At 65.2% G+C, this 12,607-nt stretch carries 12 protein-coding genes; 3 read left to right on the top strand and 9 right to left on the bottom strand.

Going from position 1 to position 12,607, the window contains the following annotated elements:
* The 9 genes from LB518_RS04880 to LB518_RS04840 form a co-directional block, all read right to left on the bottom strand.
* Window positions 1-759, bottom strand: coding sequence for an SDR family NAD(P)-dependent oxidoreductase (locus LB518_RS04880; RefSeq protein ID WP_224573699.1), 759 nt, complete (start codon window positions 757-759; stop codon window positions 1-3).
* The gene (locus LB518_RS04875; RefSeq protein ID WP_224573697.1) at window positions 756-1,574 is read right to left on the bottom strand and encodes a polysaccharide deacetylase family protein; all 819 of its coding nucleotides are present in this window, start codon (window positions 1,572-1,574) and stop codon (window positions 756-758) included. Before LB518_RS04875 ends, LB518_RS04880 begins: the two co-directional genes overlap by 4 nt.
* Entirely contained in the window at window positions 1,571-2,572 is a 1,002-nt protein-coding gene (locus LB518_RS04870) for a branched-chain amino acid ABC transporter permease (protein WP_224573695.1), read from the bottom strand. Before LB518_RS04870 ends, LB518_RS04875 begins: the two co-directional genes overlap by 4 nt.
* On the bottom strand, window positions 2,569-3,432 hold the full coding sequence (locus tag LB518_RS04865) for a branched-chain amino acid ABC transporter permease (RefSeq protein WP_224573693.1): 864 nt from the start codon (window positions 3,430-3,432) through the stop codon (window positions 2,569-2,571). The genes LB518_RS04870 and LB518_RS04865 overlap by 4 nt, the downstream gene beginning before the upstream one ends.
* The gene (locus tag LB518_RS04860; RefSeq protein ID WP_224573691.1) at window positions 3,432-4,142 is read right to left on the bottom strand and encodes an ABC transporter ATP-binding protein; all 711 of its coding nucleotides are present in this window, start codon (window positions 4,140-4,142) and stop codon (window positions 3,432-3,434) included. The genes LB518_RS04865 and LB518_RS04860 overlap by 1 nt, the downstream gene beginning before the upstream one ends.
* Window positions 4,126-4,890 carry an ABC transporter ATP-binding protein gene (locus LB518_RS04855; protein WP_224573681.1) on the bottom strand — a complete coding sequence of 255 codons (765 nt, stop codon included), beginning with the start codon at window positions 4,888-4,890 and terminating at the stop codon, window positions 4,126-4,128. Before LB518_RS04855 ends, LB518_RS04860 begins: the two co-directional genes overlap by 17 nt.
* A gap of 83 nt (window positions 4,891-4,973) precedes the next feature.
* Entirely contained in the window at window positions 4,974-6,338 is a 1,365-nt protein-coding gene (locus tag LB518_RS04850) for an ABC transporter substrate-binding protein (protein ID WP_224573679.1), read from the bottom strand.
* Window positions 6,335-7,576 (bottom strand): M20 family metallopeptidase, encoded by a 1,242-nt coding sequence (locus tag LB518_RS04845; protein ID WP_224574331.1) that lies wholly within the window; start codon window positions 7,574-7,576, stop codon window positions 6,335-6,337. Before LB518_RS04845 ends, LB518_RS04850 begins: the two co-directional genes overlap by 4 nt.
* A gap of 8 nt (window positions 7,577-7,584) precedes the next feature.
* Complete coding sequence (locus LB518_RS04840; protein WP_224573676.1) at window positions 7,585-8,382, bottom strand: IclR family transcriptional regulator; 798 nt, start codon at window positions 8,380-8,382, stop codon at window positions 7,585-7,587.
* Window positions 8,383-8,795: 413 nt separating this feature from the next.
* On the opposite strand from LB518_RS04840, the gene LB518_RS04835 reads away from it, so the two are divergent.
* From LB518_RS04835 to LB518_RS04825, 3 genes are all read left to right on the top strand, one after another.
* A complete protein-coding gene (locus LB518_RS04835) occupies window positions 8,796-9,563 on the top strand; it encodes a FadR/GntR family transcriptional regulator (RefSeq protein WP_224573675.1) in 768 nt (255 codons plus the stop codon).
* A gap of 68 nt (window positions 9,564-9,631) precedes the next feature.
* Complete coding sequence (locus LB518_RS04830) at window positions 9,632-10,615, top strand: substrate-binding domain-containing protein (protein ID WP_224573672.1); 984 nt, start codon at window positions 9,632-9,634, stop codon at window positions 10,613-10,615.
* 73 nt (window positions 10,616-10,688) lie between these two features.
* Window positions 10,689-12,596 (top strand): sugar ABC transporter ATP-binding protein, encoded by a 1,908-nt coding sequence (locus LB518_RS04825; protein WP_224573670.1) that lies wholly within the window; start codon window positions 10,689-10,691, stop codon window positions 12,594-12,596.
* Window positions 12,597-12,607: the final 11 nt, after the last annotated feature.

Raw genomic sequence — 12,607 nt, 5'->3', positions numbered from 1 at the left:
TTACCTGCACATGTAGCCGCCGTCGGCGACGAGTTCGGAGCCGGTGACATAGGACGCATCATCGGATGCCAGAAAGCAGACGACCGCCGCGATCTCGTCCGGCCGGCCGAGGCGAGCCATCGGGACACGCGCCTTCAGCCAGGCGGTGCCGGATTCCGGATCGTCCATGATGCGGACCATCGACGTATCGATGACGCCGGGTGTAACGACATTGGCGCGAATGCCCTGCCCTGCCCATTCGGCGGCCATGCTCCGGGTGAGAGCGACGAGGCCGGCCTTGCTGGCGCTGTAGGATAGCGCCGCGTCGCCGGTACCGGACCGGTAAGCACCTGTCGAAGAGATGTTGACGATCGCCATCGGCCGCCCTTTCGCCGATGGATCGGCTGCACGGGCCGCGACGGCAGCCTGGGCAACGAAGAACGGCGCGCGGAGGTTGATGTCCTGGTTGGCGTTCCAGTCGGTCTCATCGACCGCGGCGGCAGCGGCGAGCACATAGACCCCGGCCGCTGATACGACGATGTCGGCCGCACCGCCGAGAACGGCAACCGCCTCGTCGACGGCGGTCCGCGCGCCCTCGACCGTACTGAGGTCCGCGACGACGGGATGGACCTGCGATCCATCCGATGCGGCAGCGCTGCGATCGATGGCTGCAACCATCGCCCCTTCCGACACGAGACGGCGGACGATGGCAGCGCCAATGCCGCCTGCTGCGCCCGTGACGATCGCGCGTCGGCCTGCGAAGCGGCGGTTGTCGGTCATCGTGATGATCCTTTCGGCAGAGCGGTCTCTGCGAGTGCGGCGACTTCGCCGCAGGTGGCGATCCAGAGATCGTCGCGCGCCTTCATGGCCCCGATCAGCCGATCGAGCAGCGCCACCCGGGATGGCCGCCCCATGACCTGGGGGTGCATGGTGATAATCGTGTGGCCGCCGAGCGCCGAGATGCCCTCGAGCTCCTCCATCCAGAGCTGCTCGACATGGCGGGTCGTCTGCACGGGCCGGTTCATCTGCCCCGGCCCCATCTGGAAATGCGGCCAGTCATCGAGGAGCCACTGGATTGGCAGTTCGATCAGGTCATGATGGTCATGGCGATAGGGCCGGATGTCGGCCATGTACTGGCTCGAATAGCGGAAGCCGTGCTTCTGCAGGAGGTCGAGCGTTACCGGGCTCACTTCCCAGGATGGCGAGCGATAGCCCGTGATTGTGGCGCCGGCGCCTTCGAGCAGCGCCTTGGCCTTGACGAGTTCGGCTTCCTCCTCGTCCGGCGTCAGCAGCGAAGGCGGCGTATGGGTATAGCCGTGCACCGCGATTTCATGGCCGCCATCGAGGATCGCCGCCACGCGGTCCGGATAGAGTTCGACATTCTTGCCGACGACGAAAAATGTTGCTCTGACATCGTGGCGGGCGAGCGTGTCGAGGATCAGCGGGACGCCGACCCGTGCGCCATAGACACCGATCGAGAGCGCCCCCGGGCGCCCGGCATTGGCAGGGTCCATTGCCAGCCACACGGACTCGGCATCAAAATCGAAGGTCAGGCTTGCAGCCGCCTTGCGGCCACCTGGCCATGAAATGCTCATGAGGACGCCTCCTCGGCGAGTGGGGAAGGAACGCGCGTGGCGCGGCGGCGGCGGATGGCGGGGACGAGGGTCCAGAGTGACCAGAGCCCGCCGGGCAGGAAGCGCAGCGTCAGCACGATCAGGACGGCGACGATCATGTAGCGGATGTTGCCGAGTTGATGGAGGCCTTCGGTCCCGACCGTCAGCACGATCGCCGCGACGATCGGGCCATAGATCGTTCCGGCGCCGCCGACGAGCACCATGCTCAGCAGGAGCGTCGTCAGCGAAAAGGAAAAGACGTCTGGCGAAGCGACGATGAGATAGTGGGCATAAAGGCAGCCGGCGAGGCTCGTCGGAATGCTTGACGCCATGATCGCCAGCACGCGCTGGCGTCGTGCGGGGATCCCTCGGGCCACGGCATAGGCTTCATAGTCGCGCAGCGCGACGAGGCTGAGGCCGAAATGCGACGTCGCCAGCCAGCGCATCGCGATGGTGGAGAGGATGAGCAGGACCTCGGCCGCATAGAAATAGGCATGCGGCTCCGAGCCGAGCTCGAAACCGCGGATCTCGAGGTCCGGCACGCCGATGAGGCCGACAGGTCCGCCGGTAATGTCCTTGGCGCTGTTGATGAGCGCGACGCAGAGCTGCGTGAGCGCAAAGGTGACGAGCGCGACATAGATCCCGCGCAGGCGCAGGGCGAGCGCCGAGACCAGACCGCCGACCGCCACCACGACCACGACGGCCAGTATGAGATCAAGCCAGACCGGCACGCCGAACTGCAGCGTCGCGATGGCTGCGACATAGGACCCGATCCCGAAAAAGGCGACATGGGCGAAGTTGAAGATGCCGGCATAGCCGAGCGTCAAGTCCCAGTTCGACGCAACGACGGCGTAGAGGATCGACAGGACGGCGAGGTTCTGCGCGACGCCGCCGGTCAGCACCAGCGGTGCGACAGCCGCGACGGCCAGCACGACGACGATACTCGCGATGCGGCCAATTCTGGTCCAGTCCTTCTTCATGTCGGTCGCCCCATGAGGCCGGTCGGACGGACGACCAGCACGCCGATCAGCACCACGAACAGGACGACCGGCGTCCAGTAGATGCCGATATAATAGGAAGAGAAGGCCTCGATCATCCCGATCGCATAGGCGCCGAGGATTGTGCCGGGTAGGCTGCCGAGCCCGCCGAAGACGACGACGACGAACGCTCGGAGGAGCGGGTCCGTGCCCATGTCGGGGCTGATGTTGAAGAGGCCTCCGAGAAGGATGCCAGCAACGCCCGCGAGCACCGCGCTGACGGAGAAGGTCGCGATATAGATGCGCTCCACGCCGATGCCGAACAGCTGCGCGGCATCCTGGTTCTGGGCCACCGCTCGAATGGCGAGACCGGTCCGATTGCGCGTCAGGAAAAGCCACATGGCGATGAGCAGGACCGGCGCCAGGATGATGACGAGGAGGTTCTGCGCCTGGATCGTGGTCCCGCCGATCGCGACGGTGCCGGTCACCACCTGATCGATCGTCTTGTAGCGGCCGCCGAAAATCTCGAGGATCAGGTTTTGCAGGAAGATCGAGCCGGCGATCGTCGTCATGATCACGGCGAGCTCGGCATTGGCCTTGCCGATCCATGGCCGCACCAACAGCAGATAGACCACGAGACCCAGCACCACCATGAAGGCGAGCGCCCCGACAATGCCGATCCCGAGGCCGAGTCCGAGGCCGTCGGGCGAGGAGATCCACCAGGCGGCATAGGCGCCTGTCATGAGCAGAACGCCATGGGCGAAATTGAAGACGCCGAGCGATCCCCAGATCAGCGAGAGCCCGGCGGCCACAAGAGCATAGAGCGCTCCCGAGACGAGGCCCGAAACGATGATGGCACCCATCAGGCGGCACTCCCGAAATAGCGCTTCAGAACATCCTGGTGCTGGATTGCCGACCGATCGACGACGTCGAGCGCCACCCTGCCCTGCTCGATGAGATAGAGGCGGTCGCAGAGCCCGAGCAGCATGTCGATGTCCTGGTCGATGACGAGGAGCCCGACCCCCGTGGCGGCAATGGCGTGGATCGCCTGCGCCAGTTCGGCGCGCAGCTTCGGCGCGAGACCGAGCGTCGGCTCGTCGAGCATCAGCAGCTTGGGGCATCCCATCAGACCGGCCCCGATCGCCGCCATCTGGCGCTCACCGCCGGAAAGCGTGTTGCAGCGTTGCGCGCGGCGTTCGGCGAGGCGGGGGAAGAGGCTGAACACCTGCTCCATCGTAGACCGCCGCCGCGGCCAGGCCCGCCTGGAATAGGCGCCGAGCGTCAGCGCCTCGAGAACGGTCATGCGCGGCAAAAGGGTGGAGCCCTGGGGGACATGGACGAGCCCCTCGCCGACGATCGATTGTGGCGAGCGGCCGGTGATGTCCTTCCCGTCGAAGATCACGCGGCCCGCGGTCGGGCGGATTAGTCCGGAGATCGTCCGCAGCAGCGTCGTCTTGCCGTGCCCGTTCGGACCGAACAGCCCGACACGCTGGTTGTCGACCGCGATCGAGATCTCGTGCAGCACCCGCACCCGGCCATAGCCGGCCGAAATCGCTTCAACCTGCAAGCGCATGAGCTGCCTCGCTCTGTCCGCCAAGATAGGCATCGATCACGCGCTGGTCGCGGGCGACCTCCGAGGGCGGTCCCTCGATCAGTTTTCGGCCGAAATCCATCACCATGACGCGCTCCGAGATGCCGAAGAGCAGAGGCAGGATGTGCTCGATGAGAAGGATCGCCATGCCGTCGTCGCGAAAACCGAGGATCAGCGACTGCAGATCGGCGACCTCGGATGCCGTGAGGCCGGAGGCCGGCTCGTCGAGCATCAGCAGCTTGGGACCGACGACGATGGCCGATGCCAGCATCAGCCGCTTCGTTCCATAGACGGTCAGTGACGAAGCCGGCTGCCGGCGCATCGCCGACAGGTCGAGCCGCTCGAGCGCCGCGTCGACCGCCCGCTCGCGGGCCCGGCCGGACAGGCCGGCGCCGTAGGTCGCGCCGAGCGAGACATTCTGTTCGACAGTGAGGTTTGCGAAGGACGCCTCTTTCTGGAAGGTCCGCGCGAGGCCGAGACGGAAGATGCGGTGCGGCGCCATACGGTCGATGCGGGTGCCGCGAAAGGTGACGCGCCCGCTGTCTGGAAAGAAGGGCGTGCCGGTGATGAGATTGAACAGCGTCGTCTTGCCGGCCCCGTTCGGACCGGCGATGCCGAGGATATCCCGCTCGCGGAGCGCGAAGGAGACGTCCGCGACGGCCGCCAGCGCGCCGAACGACTTGCCGACGCTGGCGACCTCCAGCAAGGGCGGCGATCCCGTGGTCTGCATGCGCGATCCCTGCATGGACATTCCCGATCCTCTGGATGCGGGCGGCCGCGAGGCGGCCGCCCGTTGTCGGAAACTGCCGCGAGCTACTTGGCGGCCGGCTTGGTCGTCATCCAGTAGGGCTGCTTGAAGGTCTGCTCGGCATAGGCCGGCGGGCTGACGATCGCCTTCCCGCCATTGTCGACCACCTGGTAGAAGACCGTCGGCATATAATCGTCGCCCTGCATGGCGAGATGCGTCTTCGGATCGAAGGCGAGACGACCCGACGGCGTATCGACGTCGAGGCTGCCGATGCACTTGCCCATTGCGAGGTGGTCGGCCGGATCGACACCCTTATTGATGCACAGGGCATAGACCATCATGTTCGTGTAGCCGGCGACGGAGAAATAACCGCCGGCGCCGAATTTCTCGGCGAAGCGCTTCGAGATGTCCTTGGTGTCGGCACGGGAGTCGATCGCCCCGCCCAGCATGTTGAAGATGACGCCGTTCGCCTTGTTATGCGTCATCTCGTTGAATTCGGGGATGACCGGCGCGTATTGCTCGAAGAGCAGCGAATCCGTCGGCTGTTCGATGAACTGGTTGAAGAAGGTCGCGTCGGATGCAGGCGACCATTCGGTCAGCACGATCATGCCGGGCTTCAACTCGCGGATCTTGGCGAGCTGGGTGCGCCAGTCCGTAACCGACTGGAACGGCACGGTCTCGGTGCCGACGACCGACCAGCCGGCCTTGGTGAAGCTGTCCTTCAGCCCGTCGGCGATGGTCGTGCCGTAGGGATCGTCCGAGCCGATGATGTAGACCGTCTTGGCGGGCACGGCGAGATTGCCAGCCTCGATGTTCTTGTTGATCAGAGGCGGCAGGTCTGTGCTGTAGCCGCCGTAATCGGGCACGCGCGACCAGACGGTCGGGAAGCCGTCCGGATTCTTCGAGATGATACCCTTCGTCGCTTCGGCGCCGCCGGAGATGATGTAGGGCATCCCGGCCTTCGCCATCAACGTGATCTCGAAATTGGTCGTCGAGGCGTAAGGCGCGAAGATCATGTGGAGGTCGGGATCGGCGGTCAGGCGGCGGACGGCCGTGATCACGGCGTCGGAGCGCTGGCCCTCGGTATCGCCCTTCTCGAACGTTACCTTGTAGCGCGCGTCCTTGCCACAGATGCCGCCGGCGGCGTTGAGTTCATCCGCAGCCATCATCGCCGCGTTGCCGATATCATTGGCATCGGCCGCCATGCCGCCACCGCTGAACGGCGCGAGAATGCCCACCTTGATGGTCTTCACGTCCTTGGTGTCGCAAGTGGTGAGCGAGGCCACCGTTGGCGCCGCTTCCGGCTTGTCGGCGGCGAAGGCTTGCGGGACCGCACCCGTGGCCACGCAAGCCATGACGGTTGCAGCGCCTGCCGCCAGCATGGATAGCCGGCGGGTATTGCGAGAGTGCACTGGCCTGTTCTCGATCATGATGTTTCCCTCTGAGGAGCCGCCGATTGCCTTCGCGGCGAAGGATCGCCCGCGTCTTGTCCGCGCGGGTGCGAATTCTGATTGTTCACGGCCTCTGCAAGCCGCTGGATGGTGAGGGCGAGCGCCTGCGCCCGCGGCACGAGGCTGTCGATCTCGACATACTCGGCCGGCGAATGCGCCCCGCCGCCGACAGGCCCGACACCGCAAAGCGCGGCAGCGCCCATCGCCGCGGCGAAACCGGAATCGGCGCAGCCGCCGGTCGCCTCGCCGCCGACTGAAAAGCCGATTGCCTCCGCGGACGACCGATAGAGGTCGAACAACGCGGTCGAGGCGGCGGTCGGCACGATCGGCAGGAAGCCGCCGGTGACCTCGAGCCGCGACCGCGTCCCCGCCGTCCAGGATTTCGCGACGATGGCCTCGATCGCCGCCATCATACGCGCGCGATCTTCGGGTTCGCGGAAACGGAGATCAACAAGCGCAGTGGCGCTTGCAGCCGTGGTGTTGACTGACTGGCCGCCATGGACCACGCCGACATTGAGGTTGATGCCTCGCTCCGTATCCGTCAGCGCGTGCAGCGCGACGATCTTGTGGGCGAGTTCATCGATTGCGCTGATGCCGGCACGTGAATCGACACCGGCATGCGCGGCCTTGCCCTCGATCGTGACGCGCATGAAAACACCGCCGCGGCGGGCGGTGACGACATTGCCCGATGCCCGCCCCGGCTCGGCATTGAATGCATAGTCGGTGTGTCGGGCTTCCGCTTCGATCAGCGGGCGATAGGCCGGAGATCCGATCTCTTCGTCAGCGGTGAAGAAGCCGACAAGCGGCGGCAAGTCGCCGCCCGTAGCTTTAAGCGCTGCCAGCACGAAGGCGATGAGGACGAGGCCACCCTTCATGTCGGCGACCCCAGGGCCGTAAGCCCGGTCGCCGACGATCGAGAACGGACGGCGCGCCGCTTCTCCGTCCGGGAAGACCGTATCGAGATGACCCATCAGGAGGATGGGACGAGCGGACTTCGCACCGGGAACAGTGACCCTGAGGCCCGCCCCGCTGCCCTTGACGACGACCGGTTCCGTCTCGATGCCCGCCTCGGCGAAGAATGCCGCGAGGCGCGCCGCAACCTGCGCGATGCCGCGGTGATTGGCCGTGCCGCTGTCGATCGCGACGAGCTCTCCGAGAAGCGACAGCATCGCTTCACGGCGAGACGCCAGCCATTCCACCACCGCCGAGGGCGCGATATCCGACATCAGACGCCCCGTCCGCCGGCCTTGAGGCCGCTGACGTCCCAATGGCTGAGCGAGCGCGCCGCCTCGACCACAAAGGGCGAGAAGCGACGCTCATATTCCTCCGAGTCCCATTTGGTCAGAGTGCCGGCGACATGCACGGCCGCCACGGGCCGCCCGGCGGCATCAAGCACGGGGGCTGCAACCGTCACTTCGCTCGGCGCGCTCTCGTTGACCACGAAACCGTAACCGCGCTCGCGCGACTTGCGGACCTCGTCGAGGATCCGGGCCGGATCGGTGATCGTATCGGGCGTGCGCGGCGTCAGATCGGATTCGGCGATGATCTCGGCGACTTCCTCATCCGGCAGCGCCGAGAGCATGGCGCGACCGCCCGCCGAGCAGAACGTCGCCATGCGGCGGCCGATCAGCGTCGAGAACTGCGGATATTCGCGCTTTCCGTGCAGGCGGATGGCGTAGACGAGCGTCGTGCGATCGAAAAGGCTGAGATTGGTGCGCTCCGCACAATCACGCCGGAGCTGCAACAGGATGGGCGTCGCCGCCATCACGAGCGGGTGCGTCCGGAGGAAATGGAAGCTTAGATCTAGGCACTTCTTGCCGAGGCAGAAGCGGCCGCTCTTCGGGTCCTTCTCGAGATAGCCGGTCGCAACAAGCGTGTGCGTGCACCGCTGCGCCTGCGGCTTGTCGAGGCCCGACAGGACGACGATCTCGCTGAGCGCCAGGTACCTCTCGCTCTGTCCGAAAACTTCCAGCACGCGCATGACCTTGTCGAACGAACGAATGAAGAGCGGTGATTGATCCATGAGGCCTTTCCGTCGATTGAGCGGGTCAACCGACGCCCGCCTCATTGGATTGTCACTACATAGTATTGAAATGCAATACGATGAATTGAACTATCGCATGAGCGTATCGTATCGTCCATAGGCTTCGCACAGAAAACACCCAGCGCTCCTGACTGCCTATGGAAGGTGCAGAATAAGCTGCGAGGACGAGGGGGCCTGCCTCAGGCTTGGGCGGCTAGCGGCGACGGAAATGGCGGTTTGCCGGCTCGACCCTCGTGGAGGAACATCGCCACAGATCGTGCCAGATGGCGCTCGCTGACTGAGCGGCGGCTAAGATGAGCCATAGCTCTGTGCAATCTGCGGTGCGCTTGACAGACCGTCAGAAGATCGCTTAGCTCAACTGGACTTCTGGTCCGACCAGTCAAAGTGTTGGCATGCCGCTGCAACGAAAATCTGGTGATACCGCGCATCTGACGGAGCTCCCGACCCTTCGGGAAGCGATCGTCAAGCGTCCTATTACCAATGTCATCGCCGACAAGATTGCCGGGCTGATCGCCTCGGGGATCCTGCAGGTCGGCGACCCGCTGCCGAGCGAGCGAGAATTGTCGGTCGCGCTCAACGTCAGCCGCGATGCTGTACGCGGCGGCATTCAGATGCTGGCGGCCAAGGGCATTCTCGAGATCTCGCAGGGCGCGCGAACGCGGGTTCGCCGCAGCGATGTCGGACCCGTAACGGTCGGCTTCGCCACGGCGCGTGCCGTCGACGCCTATAATCTCGATTCCGTCCATGCAGCGCGTTTGCTGGTCGAGCGGCAGGTCGTTACCGACGCAGCGATCGGCATCGACGCCCGCAGGATCGTCCAGTTGGAGGCATTGCTGGCCTCGCAAAAGAGCGCGCTCGACGATCCGGTCCGGTTTCTAATCAGCGACCGTGAGTTTCACGTCGCGATCTACCAGGCTTCGCCGAACCGGCTGCTCGCCGACTTCAGCACCGATCTCTACGCCTACATGATGGAATATCGCCGCGAGGCCGTTGGCCGGCCCGGCGCCATCGCCACCAGCTACGCCGATCACGTCGCCATCGTCGAGGCTCTCAGGGCGCATGACCCGGTCGCTGCTGCCGAGGCCTTTGCCGTCCATACCGGACGGATCTACGCGACGACCCAACTCCTCATACAGGGAGAATCCGGATCGGACGCTTGAGGAAGCGCCGGGCCGTCTACGCACGAACAACTCTCAGCCGGCATTGGCTGAACATCGGGAGGAATCAAATGGAACGCAGGACATTTCTGAAGCTTGCCGGCGGCACCTCGCTCGCCCTGGGCACCGGTTTTGCCGGACTTCGCACAGCGGCAGCAGCCGGCAAGGATATCGTCTATCTGACGCCTGGCCTCGACCTGCCCTTCTGGCGCTATCTGTCGAAGGGCGTCGAGTCTGCGGCCAAGAAGGGCGGCTTCGGCTTCCAGGCACTCGACTCTCATAACAGTGCGCAGACGCAGCTGCAGAACGCGCAGGATTCGATCGCCCGTGGCGTCGCCGGCATCGTGATCTCGCCGACCGATTCATCGACGGCGCCGAGCGTGCTCCAGCTTGCCAAGCGCGCCAATATTCCGGTCGTGATTGCAGATATCGGCACCAATTCGGGCGACTTCGTCTCGTTCATCTCGTCCGACAATTACCGCGGTGCGCATGATGTCGGTGTCGCGCTGGCAGACGCCCTGAAGAAGAAGGGCTGGGAGGGCGGCTCGGTCGGCATCGTCGCCATTTCGCAGGCCCGCAAGAACGGCCAGGCCCGCACCAAGGGCTTCCTGGACGGCCTGAAGGAAGGCGGCTTCACCGGCAAGGACGCCGGCATGCAGCAGATGCAGAGCTACACCGCCGACGAGACCTTCAAGTTCACGCAGGATCTGCTCACTGCCAATCCGGACATGCGCGGCCTGTTCGTGCAGACCCACCAGCCGGCGATCGGCGCGCTCCGCGCCATCAAGGCCGCGCGGCGCAATGGCGAAGTCCTCGTCGCCGCCTTCGACGGCATTCCGGAATTCGTCGACCTCTTGAAGTCCGGCGAGCTCGTCGTCTCCGGCATGCAGCAGCCCTTCCTCATGGGCGTCCGCTCCGGCGAGGCCATGGTCGACGCTCTGGCTGGAAAGACGCCCGCCAAGGAGATCACCGTCCCGATCCTCGCCATCACCAGCGAGAACATCGAGAAGGAACTGCCGATCGTGAAGGAAACGGTCTTCGCCAACGAAGTCTGAGCCGGCCGGCGTCGCAGTCCTGGGCTGCGGCGCCGATCCTTGTTTCGTTCAGGCCGACTTTGGGGAATGCTCCTTGTCCATCGCCGATTTCGACCGTTCACCCGAACTGGTGACCGCGCCGCTGCTCACGATGCGCGGCATCACCAAGACATTCGACCGTACGCGGGCCCTGCAGGGCGCCGACTTCGAACTGCGCGAAGGCGAGATCCACGGCCTGCTCGGCGCCAATGGCGCGGGTAAGTCGACCCTTTCCAAGGTCATTTCCGGCCACCACGCCTTTGACGAAGGCGAGATGGTCTATCGCGGCCGTGAGATCCGGCTGCGCGGCACGCGCGACGCGCTCAATATTGGCATCGCCATCGTCATGCAGGAGACGAGCCTCGTCCCTGACCTGACCGTCCTTGAAAACATCTTCCTGCCCGAGCTCGGCCGGCCCGGTCGTCTCAACTATGGCGCGCTCCGCCAACGCGGCGAAGAAATTCTGGAATCGCTCGGCCAGCAGGACAGCCTTCCCTTCGACTGGGATGTCCGCCGCCTTTCGTCGGCGCAGAAGCAACTGGTCGAGATCGCCAAGGCGCTCGGCGTGCAGGCGAAGCTGATGATCTTCGACGAACCGACGGCCTCGCTCAGCCCCGGCGAGGTCGAGCGGCTGTTCGACGTGATGGCGCGGCTCCGCGATTCCGGCCACGGCCTCGTGTTCGTCTCGCACCGCCTCGAAGAAGTGTTCGCCATCACCGATCGCGTCACGGTGCTGCGCGAGGGCCGCACGGTGATGAATGCGCAGCCGACGGCCGATCTCTCGCAAGCGGAACTCATCCGCGCCATGGTCGGCAGCGAGCTTGGAGCGATCTATGCCCGCAATGAAGAAGCGCCGGACATCGGCGGCGCAATAGCGCTCGAAGTCAAGCATATCAGCGCCTTTCCCATCGTCCGCGACGTGTCGTTCTCGGTGCGCAAAGGCGAGATCCTCGGCCTCGGCGGGCTGGTCGGCGCAGGCCGCTCTGAAACGGCCGAGGCGATCTTCGGTCTCCGCCCCCGGAGCGGCGGCGAGGTGCTGCTCGGCGGCCAGCCGCTCAGGGGCAACAGTCCGAAGACCGCGATCCGTGCCGGTCTCGGTTTCGTCGCCGAGGATCGGCGGACGCAGAACATCGTTCCCGACCTGTCGGTGAAGGAGAACCTCCTCATCGCCCATCTCGGCGCGCATCGCGGCTTCTTCTGCGGCTATGGCGCTCGGGCGAAACGCGTCGACGAATTGCTGGCGAAACTTGGCCTTCCCGGCGATCGCCTGCTTGATGCCTCGATGCTGAATTTCTCCGGCGGCATGCAGCAGAAGATCATCATCGCCCGCTGGCTGCTGCTGGAGCCGAGCGTGCTCATCCTCGACGAGCCGACCAAGGGGGTCGATATCGGCACGCGCGCCAGCATCTACGCCATGCTGCGCGACATCGCGGCCGAAGACGTCGCGGTGGTCGTCATATCATCAGATTTCGAGGAGCTGCTCGGTCTTTCAGACCGGGTTGTGGTGGTGAGCGACGGTCGCTCGATCGCCGACCTGCCGAGCGCGATGCTGGACGAGGAGAAGCTGACGCTCCTCGCCGCGCCGCGCACATCGATGGCGCGCAACACCGCGCTCCTGAACGAGCTCACGCGCGAGCATGGCGGCGCGGGTTTCTGGGCGCTGATCGAGGATGACAGCCTGATCTGCCTCAACGCCGTGGTGAGCGACCCGGCACTCGATCCGGGCTTTCGCGCCGGCGAGGCGCGGCGCCTGTCCGAGACCCGCCTGCCAGCCGCGCTGGCCCAGCGCCACGGCGCCTTCGTCGCGGAAGCTGGCGGTGGACGGACGACGCTGGTCGTGCCGATGACCAGCCCGCGTGGCCACGATCTCGGCTGGGTTGGCCTCACCCTCAAGGAAGGCGATACGCTGCCCGCGCCAGAAACCATCAAATCCCGCATCGACACCATGGCGGCAACGCTATGACCAAGGAACGA

This window comes from Mesorhizobium sp. BR1-1-16, from assembly GCF_020165495.1.
In the GTDB taxonomy this organism is placed as follows: Bacteria; Pseudomonadota; Alphaproteobacteria; order Rhizobiales; family Kaistiaceae; genus Kaistia.
This window is presented reverse-complemented; position numbering and strand designations above follow the sequence as displayed.